This is a genomic window from Actinomadura citrea, from assembly GCF_013409045.1.
Lineage (GTDB): Bacteria > Actinomycetota > Actinomycetes > Streptosporangiales > Streptosporangiaceae > Spirillospora > Spirillospora citrea.
In genome coordinates, this window is the sequence record NZ_JACCBT010000001.1 from 1,725,997 (window position 1) to 1,752,016 (window position 26,020).

The 26,020-nt window shown below is 72.8% G+C and carries 23 protein-coding genes; 14 read left to right on the plus strand and 9 right to left on the minus strand.

Annotation, left to right across the window (positions count from 1 at the left end; genetic code table 11):
* Nucleotides 1-37 precede the first annotated feature (37 nt).
* The gene (locus tag BJ999_RS08330; protein WP_179832743.1) at nucleotides 38-850 is read right to left on the minus strand and encodes an ABC transporter permease; all 813 of its coding nucleotides are present in this window, start codon (nucleotides 848-850) and stop codon (nucleotides 38-40) included.
* Nucleotides 847-1,800, minus strand: coding sequence for an ABC transporter ATP-binding protein (locus tag BJ999_RS08335; protein WP_179832744.1), 954 nt, complete (start codon nucleotides 1,798-1,800; stop codon nucleotides 847-849). The genes BJ999_RS08330 and BJ999_RS08335 overlap by 4 nt, the downstream gene beginning before the upstream one ends.
* 83 nt (nucleotides 1,801-1,883) lie before the next feature.
* Here BJ999_RS08335 and BJ999_RS08340 point away from each other — a divergent pair, with 83 nt between their 5' ends.
* Nucleotides 1,884-2,495, plus strand: coding sequence for a DUF1707 SHOCT-like domain-containing protein (locus tag BJ999_RS08340; protein ID WP_179832745.1), 612 nt, complete (start codon nucleotides 1,884-1,886; stop codon nucleotides 2,493-2,495).
* Nucleotides 2,496-2,506: 11 nt separating this feature from the next.
* Here the strand turns inward: BJ999_RS08340 and glpX are convergent, their stop codons facing one another.
* Nucleotides 2,507-3,541 carry a class II fructose-bisphosphatase gene (gene glpX, locus BJ999_RS08345; RefSeq protein ID WP_179832746.1) on the minus strand — a complete coding sequence of 345 codons (1,035 nt, stop codon included), beginning with the start codon at nucleotides 3,539-3,541 and terminating at the stop codon, nucleotides 2,507-2,509.
* Nucleotides 3,542-3,779: 238 nt separating this feature from the next.
* On the opposite strand from glpX, the gene BJ999_RS08350 reads away from it, so the two are divergent.
* On the plus strand, nucleotides 3,780-4,451 hold the full coding sequence (locus tag BJ999_RS08350) for a TetR/AcrR family transcriptional regulator (RefSeq protein ID WP_179832747.1): 672 nt from the start codon (nucleotides 3,780-3,782) through the stop codon (nucleotides 4,449-4,451).
* Between the two features lie 14 nt (nucleotides 4,452-4,465).
* Nucleotides 4,466-5,200 (plus strand): DUF4245 domain-containing protein, encoded by a 735-nt coding sequence (locus BJ999_RS08355; RefSeq protein WP_179832748.1) that lies wholly within the window; start codon nucleotides 4,466-4,468, stop codon nucleotides 5,198-5,200.
* A gap of 3 nt (nucleotides 5,201-5,203) precedes the next feature.
* Here the strand turns inward: BJ999_RS08355 and BJ999_RS08360 are convergent, their stop codons facing one another.
* Entirely contained in the window at nucleotides 5,204-5,440 is a 237-nt protein-coding gene (locus tag BJ999_RS08360) for an exodeoxyribonuclease VII small subunit (protein WP_179832749.1), read from the minus strand.
* A 77-nt stretch (nucleotides 5,441-5,517) separates the two neighbouring features.
* Nucleotides 5,518-6,726, minus strand: a complete 1,209-nt coding sequence (xseA, locus tag BJ999_RS08365) for an exodeoxyribonuclease VII large subunit (protein ID WP_179832750.1) — start codon at nucleotides 6,724-6,726, stop codon at nucleotides 5,518-5,520.
* 144 nt (nucleotides 6,727-6,870) lie between these two features.
* On the opposite strand from xseA, the gene BJ999_RS08370 reads away from it, so the two are divergent.
* Both BJ999_RS08370 and BJ999_RS08375 read left to right on the plus strand, forming a co-directional pair.
* Nucleotides 6,871-7,296 carry a MarR family winged helix-turn-helix transcriptional regulator gene (locus BJ999_RS08370; RefSeq protein ID WP_308427249.1) on the plus strand — a complete coding sequence of 142 codons (426 nt, stop codon included), beginning with the start codon at nucleotides 6,871-6,873 and terminating at the stop codon, nucleotides 7,294-7,296.
* A gap of 20 nt (nucleotides 7,297-7,316) precedes the next feature.
* Nucleotides 7,317-8,597 (plus strand): MFS transporter, encoded by a 1,281-nt coding sequence (locus BJ999_RS08375; protein ID WP_179832751.1) that lies wholly within the window; start codon nucleotides 7,317-7,319, stop codon nucleotides 8,595-8,597.
* A gap of 64 nt (nucleotides 8,598-8,661) precedes the next feature.
* On the opposite strand, the gene BJ999_RS08380 is transcribed toward BJ999_RS08375, so the two are convergent.
* Complete coding sequence (locus BJ999_RS08380) at nucleotides 8,662-9,591, minus strand: DUF8129 domain-containing protein (protein WP_179832752.1); 930 nt, start codon at nucleotides 9,589-9,591, stop codon at nucleotides 8,662-8,664.
* Nucleotides 9,592-9,730: 139 nt separating this feature from the next.
* On the opposite strand from BJ999_RS08380, the gene BJ999_RS08385 reads away from it, so the two are divergent.
* Nucleotides 9,731-10,693 (plus strand): 4-hydroxy-3-methylbut-2-enyl diphosphate reductase, encoded by a 963-nt coding sequence (locus BJ999_RS08385; protein ID WP_179832753.1) that lies wholly within the window; start codon nucleotides 9,731-9,733, stop codon nucleotides 10,691-10,693.
* On the opposite strand, the gene BJ999_RS08390 is transcribed toward BJ999_RS08385, so the two are convergent.
* Nucleotides 10,690-11,301, minus strand: a complete 612-nt coding sequence (locus BJ999_RS08390) for a DUF6542 domain-containing protein (protein ID WP_179832754.1) — start codon at nucleotides 11,299-11,301, stop codon at nucleotides 10,690-10,692. The genes BJ999_RS08385 and BJ999_RS08390 overlap by 4 nt on opposite strands.
* The gene (locus tag BJ999_RS08395; RefSeq protein ID WP_179832755.1) at nucleotides 11,298-12,677 is read right to left on the minus strand and encodes a DNA recombination protein RmuC; all 1,380 of its coding nucleotides are present in this window, start codon (nucleotides 12,675-12,677) and stop codon (nucleotides 11,298-11,300) included. Before BJ999_RS08395 ends, BJ999_RS08390 begins: the two co-directional genes overlap by 4 nt.
* Before the next feature lie 154 nt (nucleotides 12,678-12,831).
* Between BJ999_RS08395 and ychF the strand changes: the two genes are divergently transcribed.
* The 8 genes from ychF (at nucleotide 12,832) to BJ999_RS08435 (ending at nucleotide 25,490) form a co-directional block, all read left to right on the plus strand.
* Nucleotides 12,832-13,923 carry a redox-regulated ATPase YchF gene (ychF, locus tag BJ999_RS08400; protein WP_179832756.1) on the plus strand — a complete coding sequence of 364 codons (1,092 nt, stop codon included), beginning with the start codon at nucleotides 12,832-12,834 and terminating at the stop codon, nucleotides 13,921-13,923.
* 467 nt (nucleotides 13,924-14,390) lie between these two features.
* Nucleotides 14,391-15,407, plus strand: a complete 1,017-nt coding sequence (locus BJ999_RS08405) for a conjugal transfer protein (RefSeq protein ID WP_179832757.1) — start codon at nucleotides 14,391-14,393, stop codon at nucleotides 15,405-15,407.
* Between the two features lie 63 nt (nucleotides 15,408-15,470).
* Nucleotides 15,471-15,746: a hypothetical protein gene (locus BJ999_RS08410; protein ID WP_179832758.1), complete on the plus strand. Its 276-nt coding sequence runs from the start codon at nucleotides 15,471-15,473 to the stop codon at nucleotides 15,744-15,746.
* 56 nt (nucleotides 15,747-15,802) lie between these two features.
* On the plus strand, nucleotides 15,803-18,670 hold the full coding sequence (locus BJ999_RS08415; protein ID WP_179832759.1) for a TcpE family conjugal transfer membrane protein: 2,868 nt from the start codon (nucleotides 15,803-15,805) through the stop codon (nucleotides 18,668-18,670).
* Between the two features lie 166 nt (nucleotides 18,671-18,836).
* Complete coding sequence (locus BJ999_RS08420; protein ID WP_179832760.1) at nucleotides 18,837-21,326, plus strand: ATP-binding protein; 2,490 nt, start codon at nucleotides 18,837-18,839, stop codon at nucleotides 21,324-21,326.
* Nucleotides 21,323-23,794: a type IV secretion system protein gene (locus BJ999_RS42885; protein WP_179832761.1), complete on the plus strand. Its 2,472-nt coding sequence runs from the start codon at nucleotides 21,323-21,325 to the stop codon at nucleotides 23,792-23,794. The genes BJ999_RS08420 and BJ999_RS42885 overlap by 4 nt, the downstream gene beginning before the upstream one ends.
* Nucleotides 23,794-24,435 (plus strand): hypothetical protein, encoded by a 642-nt coding sequence (locus BJ999_RS08430; RefSeq protein WP_179832762.1) that lies wholly within the window; start codon nucleotides 23,794-23,796, stop codon nucleotides 24,433-24,435. The genes BJ999_RS42885 and BJ999_RS08430 overlap by 1 nt, the downstream gene beginning before the upstream one ends.
* On the plus strand, nucleotides 24,432-25,490 hold the full coding sequence (locus BJ999_RS08435; protein ID WP_179832763.1) for a C40 family peptidase: 1,059 nt from the start codon (nucleotides 24,432-24,434) through the stop codon (nucleotides 25,488-25,490). Before BJ999_RS08430 ends, BJ999_RS08435 begins: the two co-directional genes overlap by 4 nt.
* Before the next feature lie 13 nt (nucleotides 25,491-25,503).
* Here BJ999_RS08435 and BJ999_RS08440 read toward each other — a convergent pair whose 3' ends face one another.
* On the minus strand, nucleotides 25,504-26,007 hold the full coding sequence (locus BJ999_RS08440) for a MarR family winged helix-turn-helix transcriptional regulator (protein ID WP_179832764.1): 504 nt from the start codon (nucleotides 26,005-26,007) through the stop codon (nucleotides 25,504-25,506).
* Nucleotides 26,008-26,020 lie beyond the last annotated feature (13 nt).

Consider the following 26,020-nt stretch of genomic DNA (forward strand, 5'->3'; position numbering starts at 1 on the left):
GGGACAGGGTACGCCCCAGGTCAATGGGCGGGGAGCGTCACCCGATGAGGCGCTTGCGCATGCCCCGGACGGCGATGATCCACATCAGCGCGGCGAACGCCACCAGCGCGCCGAGGTGCCCGAGGTCGGCGAGCGGGCTCAGGCCGAACACCGCGTCCCTGACCAGCTGCACGCAGTGGTACAGCGGGTTGAGGTAGGAGACCTTCTGCGCCCAGCCGGGCAGCGCCTCGACCGGGAAGAACGTCCCGGCGATCAGGAACAGCGGCGTCACCACGCCGGTGATCACGTAGTCGAACGAGTTGATCGACGGCACCACCGACGACGTCCACATGCCGAACAGCCCGAAGCCGAGCGCGGTGAAGAACGTCACGAACGGCACCAGCAGCATCCCGGGGGACGGGTCGAGTCCGAAGAACAGCGCCACGATGATCGGGGTGCACGAGTACACCGCCGACTTGGCCGCGATCCACAGCGCCTCGGCCGTCACCAGTTCGTGCACGTCCACGGGCGCGGCGAGCATCGCGTCGTAGGTGTGCTGGAACACGCGCCTGATGTAGCCGTTGAACATCCCCGGGAACACCGAGGTGAACAGCGCCGCCGTCCCGACGACGCCGGTCGCGACGAAGTCCAGGTACCGGTAGTCGCCGATCACCGCGACCATCGAGCCGAACCCGTAGCCGAAGGCGAGCAGGAAGAACGTCGGCTCCACCATCGAGGCGAACGACTGCGACTTCCAGTACCTCTTGTAGAGGGCCAGCTCGTGCCGCCAGATCCCGCGGACCGGGGCCGTCTCGAACCGGCGCAGGCGCGGCGCCCGCTCGGACCGGGCCGCTTCCGCCTGGGCGGTCATTCCACACGCTCCCCGGTCAGCACCACGAACACGTCCTCAAGGCTGGAGGCGCGGCGGACGCCGTCCGGGCCGAGCTCGTCCTCCAGGGAGGGCGCGATGGTCTCGGCCTTCAGCACCGACACCGACGGCCCGGTGCGGCGGGTCGGCAGCCCGGCCGACCGCGCGACCCGCTCCACCTCCGTCAGCCGGTCCGGCGGCCCGTAGTGCTCGACGACCCGCTCGCCCGCGTACTCGGCGACCAGCGCCGACGGCGTGCCCCGCGCGATGACCCTGCCGTGCGACATCAGCGCGCACTCGTCGGCGAGGCGCTCGGCCTCCTCGATGTAGTGCGTCGACATCAGCACGGTCGTGCCGCCGGCGCGCAGCCCGTCGATCAGCCCCCACAGCTCGGCCCGCACCTGCGGGTCGAGGCCCACGGTCGGCTCGTCCAGCAGGACGAGCGCGGGCCGGTGCACCAGCCCCCGGGCGATCAGCAGCCGGCGCCGCATGCCGCCGGACAGGCCGTCCACCCTGGTCAGCTGCCGCCCGGTGAGATGCGCGATCGCCAGCGCGTCGTCCACCGCCTTGCGCCGCCCCTTGCGCGGCACCCGGTACAGGTGCGCGAACACCTCCAGGTTCTCGCGCGCGGTCAGCTCCTCGTCGAGGTTGTCCTGCTGGGGGACGACCCCCATCGCCGCCCGCGCGCGCTTGGACTCCCGGGGCACGTCGAAGCCGAGAACCCGGATCGTGCCCTCGTCGGCGATCGCCTGCGCGGTCAGCATCTTCATCGTCGTCGACTTGCCGGCGCCGTTCGGGCCCAGCAGCCCCAGGCAGATTCCGGTGGGGACGTCCAGGTCGAGCCCGTCCACGGCGGTGAAGCCGCCGAACCGCTTCACGACGCCGCGGAGGCTGATCGCCGCCGCGCCGGTGCCCTCGCGGGCAGCCGCGATCTGGGCACGGTGCAAGGTCATACCTCTCACACTAGGTAAGGGAGGGACGAATCCCCACCCGTTTTCCCGCGGGTCCGTCCCCGCCGGGGGATACGCTCTTCCTTGTGGACGTCCCCCATCGCCCGGCGAGCGAAAAGGTCACCAACGTGCGCGACCTGCGCGCGTCCGACGCCGACCGGGAACGCGTCGCCGCCGTCCTGGGCGAGGCCCTCGCGGACGGGCGGCTGACCATGGAGGAGCACTCCGAGCGCACCTCCCGCGTCTTCGCCGCCCGCACCCTGGGCGAGCTGACCGGGCTCACCGGCGACCTCAGCCCCGAGGAGGCGCAGCCCATCCTCGTGGACGACCGCCCGGTCTCGGTCTTCTTCGGCCGCACCCGGCGGGACGGGCGCTGGGTCGTCCCGGTCAAGCTCCCGCTCCTGGCCCTGTTCGGGACGGTCGAGCTGGACCTGCGCGAGGCCGTCCTGCAGCGCCGCCACATCGTGGTCGACTCGCTGGTCCTCGGCGGCCGCATCCGGCTCCTGGTCCCCGAGGGCGTCCGCGTGGACGTCACCGGGCGCACCATCCTCAGCACACGCGACCTGCGGGCCCGTCCCGCGGCCGAGGGCCCGACCATCGAGGTGGGCGGCACGCTGATCTTCGGTTCGGTGCGGGCGCGCGCTCCGAAGCTCACGCTGCGCAGCCGCGTCCGCAACCGCCTCAACCGCGGCCGGTAGGCGCCCGGCCCCTACACCGCCGTGTCGAAGTTGATCGCGCTGTAGGCGCGCAGCTTGCTCAGCTGGTGCTCGCTGGAGATCGTCCGGATGGTGCCGCTGCGCGACCGCATGACCAGCGAGTGCGTGACCGCCGTGCCCTTGCTGTAGCGGACGCCGTCGACCAGCTCCCCGTCGGTGATGCCGGTCGCGGCGAAGAACACGTCGTCGGAGGTCACCAGGTCGTCGGTGGTGAGCACCCGGCCCAGCTCGTGGCCCGCGTCGGTGGCCTTCTGCCGCTCCTCGTCGTCCTGCGGCCACAGCCGGCCCTGGATCACCCCGCCGAGCGCCTTGATCGCGCATGCGGCGATGATGCCCTCCGGGGTGCCGCCGATGCCGAGCAGCAGGTCCACGCCGGTGCCCGGCCGCGACGCCATGATCGCGCCGGCCACGTCGCCGTCCAGGATGAACTTGATCCGCGCCCCGGCCTCCCGGACCTCCTTGACGATGCCCTCGTGCCGCGGCCGGTCGAGGATGCAGACCGTCACGTCGTGCGGCGAGGACCCCTTGGCGCGGGCTATCGCGCGGATGTTGTCGGCGATCGGGCGCTCGATGTCGACGGCGTCCGCCGCCTCCGGGCCGGTCACCAGCTTCTCCATGTAGAACACCGCCGACGGGTCGAACATCGACCCGCGCGGCGCCACCGACAGCACCGCGATGGCGTTGCTCATGCCGAGCGCGGTCAGCCGGGTGCCGTCCACCGGGTCCACGGCGACGTCGCACTCGGCGCCGGAGCCGTCCCCGACCTCCTCGCCGTTGAACAGCATCGGCGCGTTGTCCTTCTCGCCCTCGCCGATCACGACGACGCCCCGCATGGACACGGTGTTGATCAGCTGGCGCATCGCGTTGACGGCGGCCCCGTCGGCGCCGTTCTTGTCCCCCCGGCCGACCCAGCGGGCCGCGGCCATGGCGGCGGCCTCGGTCACCCTGACCAGCTCCATCGCGAGGTTGCGGTCCGGCGCCGACGGCTCGGTGGCGAGGGGGGAGGAAACGGTGGTCTCATCGGACATGGCGGGGCAGCCCCTTCGGTCGGTGGTGCCTCGGATTCTCCGTGGACCGGATGGCAGGCCACAAATTGGACCAGACCAGCCGGGCCGCGGGCCGTCCGGGCACGGGTCGAACAGGTGTCCTGGCGCGGGTGAAACGAGCCGGCGCGGGTGAAACGAGTACAGGATGCGGAGCCGTGAAACCACCGCGGCACGGACAAGGGATCGTTTCCCCCTGGGAGAGGGCGTAATCTCAGGCGTCATGAGCAGCGACATCGACGTCCCGTCCGGCGGGGTGACTCGGAACGGGGGCGCGCGGCCCGCCGACGGCCCCGCGCGGACCTCCGACCGCGGGGCCGCCACCCGCGGCGCCCTGCTGGCCGCGGCCAGGGACGTCTTCTGCGAGTCCGGCTTCGCCCAGGCCGCGGTGACCGACATCGTCGCCAAGGCCGGCGCCAGCGTGGGCAGCCTCTACCACCACTTCAACGGCAAGGCGGACCTGTACCTGACGCTGTTCGAGGACTTCCAGGGACGCCAGCAGGAGCGCACCCGCGAGGCGATCAACGCCGTCCGGGAGGCCGGCGAGAAGGATCCCATGCGGCAGTTCATCGCCGGCGCGGGCGCCTACCTCAACGGCTGCCTCGACGAGCGGGACGTCGCCCGGCTGTTCATCTCCGGCGACGGGCCCCCCGGGTTCGACCGGGTCATGCGCCAGCGGCTGAACAAGTGGGCCAGCCGCAACGCCGCCCTGTTCCACACCGCCGACGGCGGCGTCGACGAGGCCCTGGTCACGGTGCTGACGGGCGCGATGGCGGGCGCGGTGTCGGAGATCTCGCTGCTGGACGACGAGGACGCCGCCCGCAGGCTCGCCGACAGGACCATGGCCATCGTCGGCACGATCCGCAACCCCGGTACGGAGCAGCGCCAGGGGTAGGGGATCCTGGAGGGGTGACCGACAAGACCCCATCCTCCGCCCCGGACGCCGAGGCCGTCCAGACTGAGGCGGACGCGCCCGCGGACCGCCCCGAGACGGACGCTCCGCAGGCACGCCCCGAGCCGGCCGCGCACGCGGGACGGCCCGTGGTCGAGGTGAGCCCCGGAGTGTACAAGCGGCTGACCACGGGGCTCGGCGGCTTCACCATGGCGATGGGCGCCTGCCTGCTGATCGTGCTGGCGATCTACGTCGTCACGCCGCGCAGCAACGAGGAGGTCCTGCCGACCGTCGACTACGGCTCGCAGCTGTGGGTGATGCGCAATGACGCGCCCTTCACCGTCTACGCGCCCGAAGGGCTGCCCGCCACCTGGCGTCCCAACAGCTCGCGGGTGCACGGGCTGGACGCCGACGGCAAGGACCCCGTCGCCTGGCATCTGGGGTTCGTGACGCCCAGCGACGAGTACGCGGCGCTGGAGCAGAGCAACGAGAAGGCGTCGCAGTACGTCCCGCGCATGGCCAACAGCAGCCGGCCGGTGGGGACGCAGCAGGTGAACGGCGTCGCCTGGACCAAGTACCACCGCAAGGACAAGAAGGCGAACTCCCTCGCCCGGACGCTTCCGGACGGGGCCAGTATCGTCGTCACCGGCACCGCGTCCTACACGGAGCTGGCCGTCCTGGCCGGGTCGCTGAAGGAGCAGGCGAAGACCGGGGGGCCGACGCCTCCGGTGACGGTCACGCCGGCCTCCTGAGCCTCAGAACGGGGCGGCGGCGTCGCCGTCGCCCGGCCGTTCCAGGGCCGCGGCCAGCCGGGCGCGGGCGCCCTCCAGCCACTCCTCGCAGACGGAGGCGAGCCTCTCGCCCCGCTCCCACAGGCCGAGGGACTCCTCCAGCGTCAGGCCGCCCGCCTCCAGCCGCTTGACGACCTCGGCCAGCTCGTCCCGCGCCTGCTCGTACGACGGCTTCTCGGCCGTCCCCTTCTCGTCCGCCACCGGCCCACCCTCTCATCCCCGGGGGGACCTCCCGTCCCCCAGGTCGGCAACTCGCGGTTCGGTCGGCGACCCGCGGTTCATTCCCGCTCGGTCACGCTCACACCGAGCCGCCCGTCGGCGAGCCGCACGTGCAGGCGCTCGCCGTCCTTGACCGACGCCGCCTCCCGCACCACCGACGCGTCCTCCCGCTGGACGATCGCGTACCCGCGCTCCAGCGTCGCGGCGGGGGAGAGGGCGAGCAGCCGGGCGCGGGTGTGCCCGAGCTCGTCCCCGGCCCGGTCCAGCGCCGCCGACAGGGACCGGCGCGTCCGGTCGCGCAGCGCCGCGACCTGCTCGGACTGCCGCTCGATCTCCCGCACCGGGTCGGCCAGCGCGGGCCGGGAGCGCACCGACCGCAGCCATGCCAGCTCCCGCTCCACCGCGCCGGACAGGCACCGCCGCCCGCGGTCGCGCAGCTGCCGGACGAGCTGGAGCTGCTCCCGCACGTCCGGCACGGCCTTCTTCGCGGCGTCGGTCGGGGTGGAGGCCCGGACGTCGGCGACCAGGTCCAGGAGCGGGCTGTCCTGCTCGTGCCCGATCGCGCTGACGACCGGCGTGCGGGCGGCGTGGACCGCGCGGACGAGGGCCTCGTCGGAGAACGGCAGCAGGTCCTCCATCGCGCCGCCGCCGCGCGCGATGATGATCACATCGATCTCGGGATCGGCGTCCAGCGCGCGCAGCGCCTCCATCACCTCGCCGACCGCGTACGAACCCTGCACCGCGGTGTTCTCCACCCGGAACGCCACCGCCGGCCACCGCCGCCGTGCGTTCTGCAGGACGTCGTGCTCGGCGTCGGAGTCGCGCCCGCAGATCAGCCCGATCCGGCCGGGCAGGAAGGGCAGCGGGCGCTTGCGCTCCGGCCGGAACAGCCCCTCGGACGCCAGCACCCGCTTGAGCCGCTCCAGCCGGGCCAGCAGCTCGCCGACGCCGACCGGCCTGATCTCCAGCACGCTGAGCGAGAACGTCCCGCGGTTGATCCAGAAGTCGGGCTTGGCGTGCACGACGACGCGGGCCCCGTCGGTGACCGCCGGCCCGGCGGCCTCGAACACCGCGCGCGGGCCGACGACCCGCACCGACATGTTCGCCACCGGGTCGCGGAGCGTCATGTAGACCGTGCCGCCGCGGGCGTTGAGGTCGGTGATCTGACCCTCCACCCAGATGCGGCCGAGCCTGCCGATCCACCCGCTCACCGCCTGCAGCACGGTGCGCACCGGAACCGGGGATTCGGCAGTGGTCTCCATCGCCATGCAGGCAGCCTACGGCGCGGGCCGGGCCGCCGGTCCGCACGCCGCCCGCACCGGCAGAATCCGTGTGACCGAAGAGACATGCGCCGGGCCACCAAACATTAGCCAAGCTAACTTAGACTAGCTAAGTAATTCCGAGGAGACACCGTGACCGCATCCGAACGCGAGCTCGCCGAGCAGCTCAACCGGCGCCTGCGCCACGTGGTGCTGATGCTCCGGCAGGTCAGCGCCGACCAGCCGATCACCAGCCAGCAGCTGTCCGTGCTCGGCTCCCTGGAGCACGGGCCGCGGCGGATGACCGAGCTGGCCGCCGAGCACGGCGTCCGGCTGCCGACCATGACGGCGCAGATCAACCGGCTCGAACGCGACGGGCTCGTCGCGCGCGGCCGGAGCGGCGCCGACGCCCGCGTCGTCACCGCCCGGCTCACCGGGCCGGGACGCGACCGGCTGGCCGCCGGGCGCGAGCGCCGGATCGGCTTCCTCGCCGAGCGGTTCGCGGAGCTGACGGACGGGGAGCGCGCGGCGGTCGCCGCGGCGCTGCCCGCCCTCGACAAGCTCTTCGGCGCACCCTGAACCAGCACACGGAGGTACTCATGCACGCGAAGCCCTCGGCGACCCCGAAGGGCGGCGGCATCCTCAGGCAGCCGACGTCGGTGTGGGCGACCGCCTTCGCCGCGGTCGTCGCCTTCATGGGCATCGGCCTCGTCGACCCGATCCTGCCCGCGATCGCGGCCAATCTGGACGCCTCGCCGAGCCAGGTGTCCCTGCTGTTCACCAGCTACTTCCTGATCACCGCGGTGGCGATGCTGGTCACCGGCTGGGTGTCCAGCCGGATCGGCGGACGCAGGACGCTGCTGATCGGCCTGGCGATCGTGGTGGCGTTCGCCGCCCTCGCCGGGACGTCCGGGACCGTCGGGCAGCTCGTCGGCTTCCGCGCCGGCTGGGGCCTCGGCAACGCCCTGTTCGTCGCCACCGCGCTCGCCGTCATCGTGGGTGCGGCCTCTGGCGGAGCCGGAGGCGACCCGGAGGGTGCGGGGGACCGGCCCCCCGCGAAGGGGAAGCGCGGCGCGGAGTCGGCGATCATCCTCTACGAGGCGGCGCTCGGCATCGGCATCTCACTCGGCCCGCTCGCCGGCGCCCTGCTCGGCGACATGAACTGGCGGTTCCCCTTCTTCGGCACCGCCGCGCTCATGGCGGTCGGCTTCCTGCTGATCGCCACGCTGCTCAAGCCCACGCCGAAGCCCGCCGAGAAGACCCGCCTGAGCGCGCCCATCCGGGCCCTGGCGCACGGCGGCCTGTCCACCACCGCGTTCACCGCGCTGTTCTACAACTACGCGTTCTTCACCATCCTGGCCTTCACCCCCTTCGTCCTCGGCATGAGCGCGCACGGCATCGGCCTGGTGTTCTTCGGCTGGGGCGTGATGGTCGCGCTGGCGTCGGTGTTCGGCGCCCCCGTGCTGCAGCGGCGCATCGGGACCGTCCGGGTCATGTACCTGGCGCTGGGGCTGCTGATCGTGTTCCAGCTCGGGCTCGCGTTCCTCGGGCACGGCGGGATCATCGCCTGCACCGTCCTGTCCGGCATCCCGATCGGGCTGAACAACACCGCGTTCACCGAGGCCGCCATGGAGGTCTCCGACAGCCCGCGGCCCGTCGCGTCCGCCGGGTACAACTTCGTCCGGTGGATGGGCGGCGCCCTCGCCCCGTACATCGCGACGAGGCTCGCGGAGGAGGTCGACGCGAACCTGCCGTACGTGGTCGGCGCGGCCTGCTGCGCCGTCGCGATCGGCATCCTCGCGGTGCGCCGCCGCCACCTGGATTCGCTGGAGCGGGTCGACATCGACCACACCTTCCAGGACGCCCCAGCTGCGGCCTGACCCCGGAACGGAAGAAGCCCCCGGGCGCTCCCGGGGGCTTCCTCCTGCCGTCGCTCCGTGCCGCTCAGTTGAGGCCGTTGAGCTTGGCGATGCGGCGCTCGTACATGCGGATGACGTCCTCACGACCGGCGTGCTTGCGCTCGTACTCGCGCAGGAGCTTCACCTGGTCGGCGGACAGGCCGCGAAGGCGCGCGCGCAGCTGCGGCAGCGTGGCGCTGTCGTAGTCGGGCACCGGCAGATCCTCGGCGATGTGCTTGGCCTCAGCCTGCGCGGCGGGCTTGGCCTCCGGCTTCGGCTCGAACGCCGCCTCGTCGGCCTTCTTCTGGGCCTTCGCTTCCGGAGCCTTCTTCTCCGGGGCCCTGCTCTCCGCAGCCGGGGCCGGCTTGGGCTCGGCCGCCTTGGGCTTGGGCTTCGGCTTGGAGGGCGCGGGCTCGGCGGCCTTCGGGCTCGGGGCGGGCTCGGCCTGCGGCGCGGGCTCCGGCTTCGGCTCGGACGGCACCGGCTTCGGCGCGGGCCCGGCGGCCGGACCGGCCTCGCCCTCCGCCTTGGCGTGGTGCCTGCCCAGCGCACCAGGCTTGGCGGGCTTCGGCGGCGGTCCGGGGCGGGCGTGCTTCGGCCTGTGGCCCGGCCCGCCGCCGGGCTTGCCGATCGAGATCTCCTCGGTGGCCGCCGAACGCGCGGCGGCCGTCCTGGTGCGGCGCACGGGTTCGGGCGCGGGCCCGGCCTCGGGCTCCTCACCGCGGACGCGCTCGGCGACCAGCCCGACGACCTTGCCGGCCGTGTGCTGGACGTCGTCGCGCAGCCGCCCGACCACCGGCTTCACACCGCCGCCTTCGGTGATCTCCTTGTAGTCCCTGGTCACCCGGTCGGTGAGCAGCAGTGCCCGGCCGACGCCGAACATGGCCAGCCGGACGGCGTGCAGCGGGAGGTCGCGGACCTGCTCACCCACCGTTTCGCGGACCTGCTCACTGACGCGGCGCGGCGATTTCCTCATCGGACGTTCCTCTTCCTGCCTCGTCTCCGTCCCCCTCACTCTGCCCCATCGGTGCGACCCTGGTCACGCGGGGTGAATGGAATTCTGGCAAAGCGTGCCGTGGAGTCGGTCACAGCCCGGCCCCTCGTACGATGGAGCCATGACCTCCACCCAGCGCCGTGTCCTGCTCGCCAAGCCGCGTGGTTACTGCGCGGGCGTCGACCGGGCCGTGCAAGCGGTCGAGATCGCCCTGGAGAAGTACGGGGCCCCGATCTACGTCCGCAAGCAGATCGTCCACAACGTGCACGTCGTGAGGACGCTGGAGGAGCGCGGCGCGATATTCGTGGACGAGACCGAGGAGGTCCCCGAGGGCTCCATCGTGGTGTTCTCCGCCCACGGCGTGGCGCCCGTGGTGCACGAGGAGGCCAGGGGCCTGTCCCTGCGCACCATCGACGCGACGTGCCCGCTGGTGACCAAGGTCCACAAGGAGGCCGTCCGGTTCGCCGCCCAGGACTACGACATCCTGCTGATCGGCCACGAGGGCCACGAGGAGGTCATCGGCACCACCGGCGAGGCCCCCGACCACATCCACCTCGTCGACGGCCCGGACGACGTCGCCAACGTGATCGTCCGCGACCCCGAGAAGGTGGCGTGGCTGTCGCAGACCACGCTGTCGGTCGACGAGACCGTCGCCACCGTCGAGAAGCTCCGCGAGCGGTTCCCCAAGCTGATGGACCCGCCGTCCGACGACATCTGCTACGCCACCCAGAACCGGCAGGTCGCGGTGAAGGAGATGGCGGCGCAGGCCCAGCTCGTCATCGTGGTCGGGTCGACCAACTCCTCCAACTCCGTCCGCCTGGTCGAGGTCGCCAAGGAGCACGGCGCCGACGCCGCCTACCTCGTCGACTACGCCGAGCACATCGACCCGGCCTGGCTGGAGGGCGTCGCCACGGTGGGCGTCACGAGCGGCGCGTCGGTGCCGGACGAGCTGGTCCAGGACGTCCTCGCCTGGCTCGCCGAGCGCGGCTACGGCGAGGCCGAGGAGATCGAGTCCGTCGAGGAGAGGATGCGCTTCTCCCTGCCGAAGGAACTCCGCAAGGACCTGCGCATCACGCCCGTCTAGCCCGCGGCCCCGGACGGCGGCCGGTCGCCCCGGGCGTGCCGGCCCTCCGGCGTGCCGGGGGAGTCGTCCCACCGGACGGGGTTCTCGTTCTCGTCCTTCTCGAAGAGACGGACCCCGACCAGCTTGTCGTGCAGCTCCCGGGCGTTCGTCAGGACGCCGCGCGCCAGGCAGATCACGACCACGAGCAGCGTGCCGAAGAACAGCCACGGCGCGGTGGCCGCGAGCGCGGTGAAGACGCCCACCGTGACGCCGCGCAGCAGCGAGCCCTCGCCGAGCGTGGTGACGAGCACGACCGTGAGCGTGGCGGCGAGGAACACCAGCGGCGGGCTGACGACGAGCGTGAGCAGGTCGGCGGGACGGGTCGCGAAGGCGGCGAGCGCGCAGCCGATCGCGAACCCGGCGCCGGCCAGCAGCGGCACGCCGAACCACCGCGACAGCAGCCCGCACAGCACCCCGGCGGCGAACATGACCACGATGCCGCCGCGCCCGGTGAGCGTGATCGGGCCGGCCGACTCCGAGCGGGGCGCACCGCCGCGCCGGCGCCGCGCCGGGCCCTCCGGGGACGCCGAGGAGCCGCCCGGCGCGTCGCGTACCGTCGATGAACTCATCGCCACCTCTTCCCCATGGGAGGCGGACCCCCCACACGCCCCGGCCCGTTCCGCTCCTGGACGTTCCGCGGATCGCCCTGCTCGGGGACGCGCCCGCCGGGACCCGCCGCGGCGGGGCCAGGCCGGGAATGGTCCCGATCAGGCAGATGGTCCTCGTCGTCGAAAAGTTCGTCGTATGCGGTCAGTTCGGCCGCGGACAGGGCGCGGGGGCTCTCCTCGACAGGATGGGGGCTTTCCAGGCCGTCGTCCACCACTCCGAGCTCGTTCAGCTTGCGCGCACTGACCAGAACGCGCGTCTCCAGGGAACCGACCGTCCGGTTGTAGGACTTGATGGCGCCGGTCAGCGCGCGGCCGAGCTCGTCGACGTGCTGCCCCATCGTGCCCAGCCGCTCGTACAGTTCCTTGCCCAGGTCGAAGACCGCGCGGGCGTTGCGCGAGAGGGCGGCCTGCTGCCACGCGTAGGACGCCGTCCGCAGCATGGTGATGAGGGTCGTCGGCGTGGCGATGTGCACCCGCCGCCTCATCGCGTACTCCAGCAGGCCGGGGTCGCGGTCGAGGGCGGGCGCCAGGAACGCCTCGCCCGGGATGAACAGCACGACGAACTCCGGCGCAGGGCTGAACGCCTGCCAGTACGACTTGGCCGACAGGCGGTCGACATGGTCGCGCAGGTGCCGCGCGTGCGCGTCCAGCCGCACGGGGTCGCCGCTCTCCGCCGCCTGAAGGTAGGCGGCCAGCGAGACCTTGGAGTCGACCACGATGTTCTTGCCGCCGGCCAGCCGCACCACCATGTCGGGGCGGACCGTGCCGTCGGCCGTGACCGCGCCGGCCTGCTCGTCGAAGTCGCAGTGGTGCGCCATCCCGGCCAGCTCCACGACGCGGCGGAGCTGGAGCTCGCCCCAGCGCCCCCGGGCCTCGGGTCGCTGCAGCGCCCGCACGAGCGACTGCGTCTCGCGCCGGAGCTGGTCGGAGCTCTGCCGGACGAAGTCGACCTGCTTGGCCAGCATGGCGTGCGACTCGCGGCGGCCCGTCTCCACCTCGCGGAGCTGCTCCTCCACCTTGGCGAGCGTCTCCTTGAGCGGCGCGACCAGATGCTCGACGGCCTGCTGGCGGCGCTGCAGCTCCCCGGCCGCCTCGACGCCGGCCGCCTTGAGCCGCGCGTCCGCCAGCTCCAGGAACCGCTGGTTGCTGGCGTCCAGGGCCTTGGCCGACAGGTTCTCGAAGTGCTCGGCCATCCGCTCCTCGGCGTAGGCGAGCTTCTCCTCGGCCGCCCGCGCCCGCGCGATCAGCGCGCCCTGCCGGCCCGTCGCGAGCGCGTACCCCGCGACGGCGCCGAAGACGGCGCCGACGAGGAGTCCGGCGAACAGCGCGAGGTCCATCCGCTCATCGTGACAGCGCGTCCGCGATCGGCGACCGCGACGCGCCGGGGCGCCCCGCGTCACCGGACATTTGGCCCAGTGTTCACCAGAGGGAGGCCGCACGGAGGTTCCGGGCAGCCCGAGGGGTCCGCGGGCGCCCATAAACTTGACGGCCGTGAGCCTCTCCATCGGAATCGTCGGGCTGCCCAACGTCGGCAAGTCGACGCTCTTCAACGCGCTGACCAAGAACGACGCGCTGGCCGCCAACTACCCGTTCGCGACCATCGACCCCAATGTCGGCGTGGTCGGCGTGCCCGATCCGCGGCTGACCGTGCTCGCCGAGCTCTTCGGCTCGCAGAAGACCATCCCGGCGACGATGGAGTTCGTCGACATCGCGGGCATCGTCAAGGGCGCGTCCGAGGGGCAGGGGCTCGGCAACAAGTTCCTCGCCAACATCCGGGAGACCAACGCGATCTGCCAGGTCATCCGGGCGTTCGAGGACCCGGACGTCACGCACGTGGACGGCGACGTCGCCCCGTCCCGCGACATCGAGACGATCAACACCGAGCTGATCCTGGCCGACCTCCAGACGATCGAGAAGGCGCTGCCGCGCCTCGACAAGGAGGCCCGGACCAAGAAGGACAAGGACAAGCTCGCCGTCGTCGACGCCGTCAACGCCGCGCAGAAGCTCCTGAACGAGGGCGTCACGCTGTTCGCGGGCGCCGAGCAGGCCGGGGTCGACCTGGAGCTCCTGCGCGAGCTGCACCTGCTCACCGCCAAGCCGTTCCTCTACGTCTTCAACCTGGACGAGGGCGAGCTGACCGACGAGGCCCTGCGCGAGCGCCTGCGCACCCTCGTCGCGCCCGCCGAGGCGATCTTCCTGGACGCCAAGATCGAGGCGGAGCTGATCGAGCTGCCCGACGACGAGGCGCTCGAACTGCTGCAGGGCATGGGGCAGGAGGAGTCCGGCCTGTCGCAGCTCGTCCGGATCGGGTTCGCCACCCTCGGCCTCCAGACCTACCTGACGGCGGGGCCCAAGGAGTCGCGCGCCTGGACGATCCCCAAGGGCGCCACCGCGCCGGAGGCCGCCGGCGTCATCCACACCGACTTCCAGCGCGGCTTCATCAAGGCCGAGATCGTCTCCTACGACGACCTGACCGCGGCGGGCTCGATGGCCGCCGCCCGCACCGCCGGCAAGGTGCGCATGGAGGGCAAGGACTACGTCATGCAGGACGGCGACGTCGTGGAGTTCCGCTTCAACGTCTGACCGCTTCACCGTCCGACCGCGCCCGCCAGGGTCGGACGGACCCCGTGACCTGTGTGATTTTGGCGACACAGGATGCCCGTGTGGCCGGTGTGCCCGGTGAGCTGGGTGTTTTGGTGCGGGGTGTCGCATTTTCGACACAGTGTCCGCTGTTTCTGGAAACGGATTGCGGGCGGCGCCGCCATCCCGTGACCAAGCAACTTCTGAGGCGTCCCGCTTGTCCGTTACCTGGGGTTGCGCACCGTTCGGAGGCCTGGGTAGGAGAACGTCACCGTTTGGCAATCCTCCCCGTTCCTGCTGAGGTGGATTGCATTATCCGCAACCGCGTGCCGGGGCTGTGCTTCGCTGGGATGCGCTGGAACAATTGACGCCCGTGGTTACCCTGGGCCCGAGGTGGGTTCAGAAAAGCCACCGACATGACCAGGCAACAGGACCGCGCCGACCGGGGGCGAGGCGCGAGCGGAGGCAGGATGGCTCGCAGGTCGGCCGTGGGACGCGGCCGTGACACCGCCGTAGTCGAGGAGACCGCGGCGCCCGGACGGGCGCTCGCGGCGTCCGCCGACCCGTGGGACCTGCCCGAGCGCGGCCGCGGACGGTCCGGCGGCGGCTCGCGCGGCGGTGGCCGCTGGGGCGGATCCGGTGGGCGATGGTGGGTCTGGGTCGGCCGCGCCGTGCTGTGGGCCCTGATCCTCGTCATCCTCGTCAACGGCGTCCGCGCCCCGTTCGAGCGCTTCACCGCCGACGACACGCCCAGCGGAGGGGGCGCCACGTCCAAGGCGCCGAAGAACGCGGGGTTCCCCAGCAGCGCCGCGGGCGCGTTCGCCCTCCAGTTCGCCAACGTCTACCTCAACTTCGACCAGAAGACCGCGCCCGCCCGCGAGGCGCAGCTGCGTACCTTCCTGCCCGACGGCGCCGACGCCCAGTACGGCTGGAACGGCGTCGGCAGGATGCAGGTGCAGTCCGTCCAGGTCGCCGGCGTCGACGCCCGCGACGCCAGCAACGCCACCGTGACGCTCCTCGCCCGCACCGCCGACCGCTGGCTCCGCCTCGCCGTCCCGGTGTACGCCGACCGGAGCGGCTCGCTGGTCGTCTCCGCCCGTCCCGCCCTGCTCCCCCCACCGGCCAAGGCGCAGCTTCCCCAGGACGGGGTCCAAGACCGCGACACCTCCCTCGAAACCGAACTTCAGCCCTTCCTCGGCACCTTCTTCCAGGAGTACGCGAACGGCAACCAGGCGGCCCTGTCCCGCTTCTCCAACGGGACGACCATCGCGGGGCTGGCCAAGTCCGTCATCTTCGTACAGGTCAAGGAGGTCGTCGCGCCGAAGGGGCCCGGTGGCTCGCGCACCGTCACCGCGACCGTGGTGTGGCAGCCGGCCGGGGGCGGCGGTGGTGAGCTCGAGCAGAGCTACCAGCTCGCCATGGTGAAGAAGGGGACGACCTGGCTCGTCCAGGACATTCGCGGCACCACACAACCGAACGCGTCATGAGAGGCCGCGAAGTGAACACCACCACCCCCAGCCCGACCGCCGACCAGGGAAGGTAGCCAGTCGATGCTGCAGCACGTCATGGCGTCGATTCCGCACGAAATCCTTGCGGCCGACGAACTCAAGACCGATCAGCTCGCCGACTGGCTGCGCCAGATCTTCGGCCCGCTGTTCCTCGTGATCGTCTCCATTGTGGCGATCTTCTTCCTGTTCACCCGCGAGATCACGCGGTTCGTGCAATTCATCTGCCTGGCGATCGGGATCGGAGTGGTCTTCTACGTACCGAACATCATCGAGACCACGGCCAAGGCGATCGCCAAGGCCCTAGGCGTGGACGCCTGACCTCGGGCGGAGGTCGGCAGGCGGCACGGTGCTCGCGCAGTTAGGGGAGTAGGGGCGTGGATCTACCCACGTACACGAACATCTGGCGCATCGAGAAGCGGCTGTACAAGCTGTACGACCTGCGGCTTCCGATGCCGCTGCCGCTGGTCCAGATCGGCGTCTTCCTCGGCGTGTTCGTGCCGTGGATCCTGCTGCTCCGGCTGGTCGGCATCCCCTTCGCGTCCCCCTGGCACGTGCTCTACATCGTCCCGCCGGGCGTGCTCACGTGGCTGGCGACGCGCCCCGTCATCGAGGGCAAGAGGCTCACCGAGCTGCTGCTCTCCCAGGGCCGCTACCTCGCCGAACCCCGCACCTGGTGCCGCCTCACCCCCATCCAGGAGCCCCGCGAGGTCGTCATCGTGGCCCGCGTCTGGCGGCGCGCCGGGAGCCCCGCCCCGGCCGCCGCCATGGAACGTGCCGCGATCAAGACCCGCCGCCGCGGCCGCAGGCGCGCTGCCGAGCCGGAACCCGCCGCGGCCCCCGCCGCGACCCCGGTCCTGATCCCGCGCCCCGCCGTCGCCGCCGCGCCGCCGTCCCTGGTCGAGTACGCGGCCCAGCGCGAACCGGTCCCCGCCGCTCCGATCGCCCTCGCCCCCGAGCCCGTCCCGCAGGCCGCCGTCGCCCCGCCCGCCGCGCCCGAACCCGTCGTCCCGCCCAAGGCGTGGCGCCGCACGAGCCGGGACATCTCGCACGAGGACGACGTCCTGGCCTTCCCCGCCGGCGTCGAGCAGCCCCCGGCGACGCCGCGGCTGGAGGTTCCCCCGCCCGGCCCGCCCCCCGGCTCCGGCAAGCGCGCCCTGGCCTCCGGCGTCCGCCGGCCGGGCGAGCAGGCCGAGTTCTGGCAGGCCGTCCCGGTCGGCGACACCCGTCCGGACATCCCCCAGCAGCCCCGCCCCGACGACCGCAGGGCCGCCGAGGAGATCGCGGGCGCCCCCGAACCGCCCCCGCGCGAGGACGAGCAGGCCCCCGCGGCGCCGAGCGTCCGTTGGGTGCGCCCCGTCGAACCGGGCGACGGCGTCACGCGGCAGCCGCCCGCCGAGCCCGACCAGGTCCACGCCGCCGAGGGCGAGCGCGTGCGCGCGACGCAGGCGTTCAACGGAGAGCCCGGCGACAGGAAGGTCGCCGGCGCGCGCACCCCGCAACGAGCGACCCCGGCCCCCCAACCCCCCGCGGCCACCCGCCCGGACATCCCCATGGTCCCCGGCGCCTTCGGCGCCCAGCCTCCCCGGCCCTACGGCCGGCCCCAGCAACAGCGTGCGGCGGAGCCGGTGCCGCCCCCCACGCCCCCGGAACAGCCGCACGCGCCTTCGGAGCAGACTCCTGCGCAGCCGGAGCAGCCCGCCGCGCGGGCGGAGTCGCCCGCCCCGTCGGAGCGGTCTGCCACGCCGCTGGAGCTGCCCGCCGCGCGGCCGGAGCAGGGCACCACGCCGCCGGAGCGGCCTTCTGCGCGACCGGAGGAGCCTGCCGCGCACTCCGAGCGGCCCGCTTCACCGGAGCAGCCGCACGCGCCTGTAGAGCGGCCCGCCGCGCAGCCGGTGCGGCCTCCGGTGCCGCCTGAGCCGCGTCCCGGGTGGACGGTGCGGCCGCCCGCCGCGCCTCCGGAGCGGGAGACCGCGCGGCCCGAGCTGCCCGCCGCGTCGGCCGAGCAGGCCGCCGCGCGGCCCGTGCCGCCGCCGCAGGTGCCGCCGGCGCGTCCCGCCGCGCCGCCGGAGCAGCCCGGGGTCCTGCGGGAGCCGCCCAGGCCCTGGTCGAAGGGGCTGTCCAAGCCGCAGCGGCCGCAGGCTCCCGAGCCGGTGTCGCCGCCCGCGCAGGACGTGCCGCCCGTGGAGCCGCCCCGTCTGGCGGAGCCTCCGCGTCCAGTGGAGCCCCCGCGTCCGGTGGAGGAGGAGGCGCCGCCGCGGGAGGTGCGGTCGCAGCCCGCGTCGCCCGTCCGACCCCGCCCGCTGCCGCCGCCGCCTTCGCCCCCGCCGTCGGGTCCGGCGATCACGCCGCCCGGTCCCGAGCACGAGGTGACGTCCGGCGGGCTGCGGCGGCTCATCCACGCGGTGGGCGGCGGGCACGGTGAGGTCGACGCCGACTACCAGCAGCGGATCCAGCAGCCGTTCCACGGGACGCGGCACGTCGTCGTGCTCGGCTGCACCGGCGGCGCCGGGCAGACCGTCACGGCGCTGATGCTGGGGCACACGTTCGCGCAGCACAACGGCGAGCCGGTCGTGGCGATCGACGTCAACCCCGGGCCGGGCGCGCTCGCGCGGCGCACCCGCAGCGACACCAACGAGACGCTGACCGGGCTCATCACGCGCGCCGACCAGGTCTCCAGCCTCACCGCGATGCGCCGGTACACCTCGCAGGCCAAGTCCGGCCTCGACGTCATCGCGGCGGGCAAGAACCCGCTGCAGGCGCTCGACGACCGCGACTACGCCCTCGCGATCCGCACGATCGACAAGTTCTACTCGGTGACGCTGCTCGACGCGGCCGCCGCCGTGGTGGCGCGCGTCCTGCCGTACGCCGACCAGATCGTCCTCGTCGCCCCGGCGAGCGCCGACGCGCCCCGCGCCGTCGCGATGACGTTCGAGTGGCTGGACGGCCACGGCTACGAGGAGCTGCGGTCCCGCGCGGTGACGGTCATCAACGGGGTGAGCCGCCGCAGCATGGACGACGTCGAGCAGGCCGAGGCCGTGGCGCGGGGCCGCTGCCGGGCGCTGGTGCGCATCCCGTGGGATGATCACCTGAGCATGGACCGCGCGCCGCGCAACGAGCTGAAGTCGTTGCGCACGCCGACGCGGCGTGCCTATCTTGCCCTCGCCGGCGTCGTGGCCGGCGGCTTCACCGTCATGCCCGAGCGTTACCAGGAGCTTCAGCAGGAGCAGGAGGCCACCCGATGAGCGCCCCTCGCGGGCATCGAGCGGAGACCGAGGTGAACCGGGCATTGCTGGCGGACGCGCCTGACGTTCATGACCGTCCGGATGGCGAACACTTCCCCGGGCAGCCCTGTGCGGCCGCCCGGCGCTGGAGAGAATCGTTGATCGGAACCGGCGTCGGGAGGACGGCATGAGCAAGTCGAGCCGGCTGGCCGTGCGGTACTTCGACGACCGCGTCCTGCTGACCGACAGCGCCGCGTGGGCGTACTTCCGGCTCCCCACGGTGTCCTACGAGTTCACGACCGGTGAGGAGCGCGAGGCGCTCGCCACCAACATCACCATCGCGCTGGCGGGCATCCGCATGCAGGACGCCGAGGTCCACCTGCGGATCGGGCACCGGACGTATCCGGCGGCGGAGTGGGCGCTGGCGCTGGACGGGACGTCCGACGGCGGCTCCGGGTGGCGTGAGTACCTGGAGGAGACCTACGCCCACGTGTGGGCGAAGGACTTCTGGACCAAGGAGGTCTACCTCGGGGTGCGGCTCGGTCCGCGCGGCATGGGCGCGCAGCTTTCGGGCGGCGTCCTGCCCCAGCTCCTCAGGGCCTACAAGCGCAGCGAGAGCGTCCTCGGCGTGCACGACGACGCGGTCGACAAGAAGGAGATCGCGCGCTGGACCGAGCAGGCCGACCGGATCGGCCGCGCGCTCGGCGGCTCCGCCCTGTACGCCAGGCACGCCACCTCCACCGAGGTCGCGTGGCTGTTCCAGCACGCGGTGACCGGGTCCCTGGCCGATCCGCCGCCGTCCGCCGTCGCGCGCCGGACGTGGGGCAAGGGCGAGATCGAGGCGCTGGTGGAGGGCGCCATCCACAACGGGCGCTCCTACCTGCGGATCGAGCAGCCCAACTTCACCGGGGCGGGCGGCGGCGCCACCGCCGCGTCGTACGTCGCGTACCTGTCGTTCGCGCGGTTCCCCGACATGATGCCGTTCCCCGACGGCGAGCCCTGGCTCCACTACGCCGACGCGCTGCCGTTCCCCGTCGAGATCAGCGCGCGGATGAAGCTGATCCCCCCGGCGAAGGCGTCCAAGGACGTCTCGCGCAAGCTCGCGCACGCCCGCGACATGGACCAGCACATCCGGGAGGCGGGCGCGGAGGCGCCGATCGCGCTCGCGGAGCAGATCGACGCCGCCCGGATGCTGGAGCACGGCATCACCAAGGAGCGGCTGCCGTTCGTCTACGGGTGGCACCGGCTGATCGTGTCGGCGCCGACCGAGGAACTCCTCGCGCAGCGCGTGGACGCCGTCGTGGAGCACTACCGCGACATCGGCATCGACGTCGTCAACTCGACCGGCGACCAGTTCTCGCTGTTCCTGGAGTCGCTGCCCGGCGACCAGATCCGGCTGAACGCCTACGCGCAGCGCCAGCCGCTGCGCACCATCGCGGGCGGCATGCCGGTCGCGACCGTCGACCTCGGCGACCGCTCCGACGACGAGGGCGAGGGCTGGGTCGGCCCCTACATCGGCGAGTCGCTCGGCCGGGCCCGCGCCATCGTGCACTTCGACCCGCTCGTCGCCGCGGCGCGCAACCGCCCCACGGCCGTGGCGATCACCGGCGAGCCCGGCGGCGGCAAGACCACGCTCGCCCTGCTGCTGATCTACCAGATGGCGCTGCGCGGCGTCACCATCGCGGCGATCGACCCGAAGGGCGACGCCGAGTCGCTCGTGGAGCTGCTCAAGGCGCGGGGCAGGAAGGCGCGCATCCTGCCGCTCGGCTCGGCGGCGCCCGGCCTGCTCGACCCGTTCTCCTTCGGCGACGACCTCGCCACCATGAAGACGATGGCGACCGAGACGCTGCGGCTGCTGCTGCCGCGGATGTCGGAGGAGCGCGAGTCCGCGATGATCCAGGCGGTCGGCGCGGTCGCCAACGCCGAGCGTCCGTCGCTCGGCCGCGTCGTCGACCACCTGGAGGCCGCCGACGATCCGGCCTCCAAGAACCTCGGCGCGGTGCTGCGCTCGATGTCGGAGATGCGGCTCGCGCGGCTGTGCTTCGACCCGTCCGGCGGCGAGCGCATCGACACCGCCGGCTGGACGACCGTGTTCACGCTCGGCGGGCTCACCCTGCCGGACGTCACGATCTCGCGGGAGGACTACTCCTACGAGCAGCGGCTGTCGGTCGCGCTGATGTACCTGGTGTCGCAGTTCGCGCGGCGGCTGATGCACGGCCTCGACCGGCGGGTCCCGAAGGCCATCTTCCTGGACGAGGCGTGGGCGATCACCTCGACGCCCGAGGGCGCCAAGCTGGTGCCCGAGGTGTCGCGGATGGGACGCTCCCGCAACACCGCGCTGATCCTGGTCTCCCAGAACGCGGGGGACCTGCTGAACGAGCAGGTGACGAACTGCCTGTCCTCGGTGTTCTCGTTCCGCTCCACCGAGCGGGTCGAGGTCGGAAACGTCATGTCCCTACTCGGGGTCGAGGCGTCCGACGAGCACAAGGCCGTGCTGCGCAACCTCGGCAACGGCGAATGCATCTTCCGTGACCTCGACGGCCGAGCGGGGCGCATCGGCGTCGACCTGATCTCCGAGGAACTGCAGCGTTGGCTCGACACCAACCCGACCCGGTCCCGTCCGGGCACGTCCGAACTCACCGCCGCGGGGGCCGAGGTCGAGGAGGTCTCCCGATGATGGGTTCCCGCGACGGGACGGCGCGCCTGCAGCGCTCGCCCGGCGAAGGACTCGACCGCAAGGCCCTGCGGCGCCCAAGGCGCCGCCGCGCGCCGCGCACCCGCCGCTCGGTGATGCTGCTGGTCGTCATGGCGCTGTTCATGCTGGGGCCGCTGTCGCCGGCGTCCGCGTCGGTCCCGCAGCTGCCGAACCCGCTGAACGACGCGTGCAGCCCGGCCGACCATCCGGCGCCCGAGCAGTACGGATCCGGGACGGACGGCATGATCAAGCCGCCCGACTACCCGGACGAGAAGCTGCGGAAGACGCCCGTCGAGAAGCTCACGTACTACGACCGGTACGGCACCGCCGGGCAGACCTGGTACGCGGTCGACATGGGCTGCTCGGACGCGATGTCGATGATGGGCAACGCGATCGCGAACACCGTGTTCACCCTCGTCCGGACGGTCGACCGGACGACGATCAGCGTCTACCAGGCGGCCGCGTCGGAGTCGCTGCTGAGCTGGCTGAAGGACACCGTCGACGGGGTCATCACCAACGTCGGCAAGACGTTCAACGCCCGCTACTGGTCGTGGGTGGTCATCCTCGGCGCGATGTGGCTGGCCTGGTGGGGTCTCGTCCGCAAGCGGGCGAGCAAGGTCACCGAGGGCGTGATCTGGATGGTCGCCGCGATGGTGGCGCTGGTCTGGCTGATCGCGCGGCCCGCCGACTTCACCACGCTCGGGACGAAGGTGTCCGAGGCGACCAGCGCCGCGTTCAGCGCCGCGCTGCCACCGAGCGACACCAAGGGCGGGACGTGCGTTCCCGTCCCCGAGGGCAAGCCCGACCCGGCGACGTCGGAGAGCATGGACGCGACGTCCCGCAACGCCAACGCGCTGTGGGTCGCGCTGGTCTGCAAGCCGTGGCTGCAGGGCGAGTTCGGCACCAGCGACCCCAACGCGAAGATCATCAAGCAGAACGCCGACAAGCTGCTCTGGGCCCAGGCGGTCGACCTTCCGGAGACCTACGGCACGAACAAGGTCGACCTGGGCAAGAAGGGTGACGCCTACAAGGACGTCACGAAGGACATCAAGGACAACCATCCCCAGAACTACGCGCTCTTCCAGGGCAAGGACTGGCAGAACCGGCTGGGAGTGTCGCTCATCGCGCTGTTCGCGGCGCTGGTCGCGGGCCTGCTCATCCTGGTCATCGCGCTCGCGCTGATCGTCGTGAAGATCGCGTTCCTGCTGCTCCTCGTCGCGGGGCCGATCTTCCTCGGGATCGGCATCCATCCGGGCGTCGGGCGCGTCATCGCCGTCCGCTGGCTCGAACTGCTGCTGTCCATGCTGCTGAAGCAGGCCGCGCTCATCGGGGTGCTCTCGCTGCTGCTGTGGGCGTACAGCCTGATCCTCGGCGAGACGCTGCCCTGGGGCCTGCAGGTGGTGCTGATCGCGCTGGTGACGTTCGCGGCGTTCGTGTACCGCAAGCCGTTCCAGCACCTGTTCTCCTCCGTCGGTTACTCGGCGGTCGGGGCGCGGGGCAAGGGCGAGGCGGAGCTCGGCAAGTCGATCGCGGCGGCCCGCAAGAGCACCGAGGCGATGCCGCCGGTGGCCGCCTACCAGATGTTCCGCAAGGCCAAGAACGACCCGGCGATGGCGGCCGCCGTCGCCGGCGGCGTGACGGGCGGCGGCGCGGTGGCCGGGACGGTGGCCGCGGCCGACCGGTCGGCGCCCGGCGCGGGCACGGAGCAGTCGCCCGAGGACGCGCCGGTGCTCGCGGCCAAGCCGCGCGGCGCGGGCGCCGCGGCGGCCCAGGGGCGCTCCAGGCGCGGTGCTCCTCCGCTGAACCTGCCGACCAGGGCGGGCGCCCTCGGCGACCGCCGCACGGACGGCGCCAGGGCGGCGGCCGTCAAGCCCGGCGGCGTCACCGTCGCGAAGGGCGACGGTGAGGACTCCGGAGGCGGAGGAGGGTCGGGCAAGGGCACCGTCCGTCCGACCTCCTGGGCGGGCCGCGGCGGAACCGGCGGCGGGGTCTCCGGTGGCGGCGGTTCGGGCGGCAGCGGCGGCTCGGGCGGCGGCTCCGGCGGCTCCGGCGGCTCGGGTGGCTCCGGCGGTGGCGGCGGCTGGTTCTCCGGCGGCGGACGCTCGTCCGGTTCTGGCTCCGGACGCGGCCGCGGGCGCTCGGGCGGTGGTTCTGGCGGCTCCGGTGGCTCCGGTGGTTCGGGTGGCTCCGGTGGCGGCGGCTGGTTCTCCGGCGGCGGCAACGGCGGCAGCGGCGGTTCGGGCGGTTCGGGCGGCGGCTCTGGGAACGTCCCCCGGCAGCGCGGCCGCGGCGGCGGCGCCGGGGGCGGAAGGCCCTCGCGTCCCGAGCCCGGCGGGCGGCAGCAGCCCCCGCCGCTGTGGGGCCGGGGCGGCTCCAACGCCAGCCCGCCGATCCCGTTCTGGCTGCGTCCGGTGGATCGCCGGTCCGGTGAGCCGAATCGGGACGAGTGATGAACCTGAACGACCGGCGGCGCAAGCTGCTGTTCGCGGGTCTCGTCGTGCTGCTCGCGGCGGTCGGCGTCTACCTGACGGTGGCCTCTCCCTCGGGCGGGTCCGGCGATGAGCCGAAGGCCCGCCCGAGCGCGACCGCGACGCAGGGACCGCAGGCCCCCGCGTCCCCGCCGCCCGGGATCCAGAACGCCGTCGACCCGAACGACTTCGACGTGTACCGGCTGCTGCCGTTCTCCCGGCAGGAGTTCGCCACGGCGGCCGACATGGCGCAGCGGTTCGTCGCCGCCTACGGGACGTACCGCTACGACGAGGCCCCCCAGACCTACATGGCGCGCTTCGCCGGCCTGACCACCACCGACCTCGGGCAGCGGCTCGGCCAGGGCGTGGCGACGCCCGGGATGGTGGAGGAGCGCCGCCGCGAGCAGCTCGTCGCGCAGGGCGCGGCGTCCCTCGACCAGATCCGCGACATCGAGAACAACTCGATCATCTTCCTGGTGACCGGCCGGCAGCAGGTCACCAAGAACGGGCGGACCAGCAGCGACAGCAAGCAGTACGCGGTGACCGTGACGAGGGACGGCGGCTCGCTGAAGGTCTACTCGTTCGAGCCGGCCGACGCCGGACAGGCGGGTGACACGGGATGAGCCCGCGAAGGCTGCTGCTCGTCGGCGCTCTCGGCGTCGCGGCGGTGATGTTCGCGGCGCTGGTCTTCGTCCCGATCCTGTTCGGCGCGAGCCAGTTCCTGTTCGGCGGCGGGATCGGCGGTGGCGGCGGCTGCGTGAACGTCGCCGGCGCCGGCGCGCAGCCCGCGGCGGCCACCGACGCGAAGTCCGTCCCCGCCGACTACCTGAAGCTGTACCAGGAGGCCGGCAGGAAGTACGGCATCCCCTGGAACCTCCTGGCGGGCGTCGGCAAGGTCGAGACCGACCACGGCAGGTCGACGATGCCGGGCGTCTCCAGCGGGGAGAACTACGCGGGCGCGGGCGGTCCCATGCAGTTCCTGGCCGCGACGTTCAAGGCGTTCGCGGTGGACGGCGACAAGGACGGCAAGAAGGACCGCTACGACCCGGAGGACGCCATCCCGACGGCCGCCGCCTACCTCAAGCACAACGGCGCCCCCGAGCGCATGCGCACCGCGATCTTCCAGTACAACCACTCGTGGGACTACGTGGACCTCGTCCTGGACTGGGCGAAGCGCTACGCCGGCGGCGAGTTCGAGGCCGTCCAGGCGAACGGGATCAACTGCGAGGACAACGAGCTGCCCGCCAACGTCGGCGCCCTCGTCAAGACGATCATCGCGTTCGCGATGGCGCAGCGCGGCAAGCCGTACGTGTTCGGCGCGAACGGGCCGGACGCCTACGACTGCTCCAGCCTGATCCAGGCCGCCTACCGGCAGGTCGGGCTCAACCTCCCGCGCACGACGTTCGAGCAGTGGCCGTTCGGCGTGAAGATCGCCAAGGGCAAGGAGCAGCCCGGCGACCTGGTGTTCTTCAACTCCGGCCCCGGGACGTCGGCCGACAACCCCGGCCACGTCGGGATGGTCATCGGCGGGGGCAAGATGATCGTGGCGAGCTGCTCGGCGTGCGTGCCCGCGATCGGCGTGAAGACCTACAAGAAGGCGAACTGGATCGGGGTGACCCGCCCGCTCGCGCGGCCGGACTTCAAGAAGAAGGTGTCCGAGCTGGCCGCGCGGCAGTAGCCGCCCGGCGGGTTCAGCGGAACCGGCGCCTGCCCACGACGAGCAGGACCTCGCGCAGCGCGTCGGCGGCGGCCCGGACGTCCTCCGGCGGCACCCGGGCCATGACCTCCTCGTGCGCCGTCCCCGACGCGGCCAGGGCCTGCTCGGTGACGCGCAGCCCGTCCGCGGTCAGCTGGACGAAGCGGCTGCGCGCGTCGCCGGCGTTGGCCTCGCGCTCCACGTAGCCCGCCTTCTGCAGCCGCTGCAGGACGTTGCTCGTCCCGCCCGAGGTGAGGAACGCCGAGCGCGTGAGCTCGCTCGGCCTCAACCGGTACGGCTCGCCCTCCCGGCGCAGCACGGTCAGCACCTCGAACTCGGCGTAGGTGAGGCCGAGCTCGGCCAGGGGGCCCCGGAGGGCCTGCTGGACCAGCAGGGCGACGCGCCCGGCGCGCTTGCTCAGCTCCAGCATCGCGACGAGCGGCTCCGGGAGCCCGTCCCGCCGCCACGCGGCGGCCACGTCATCGATCTCGTCCTGCACGCCCCGAGCGTAC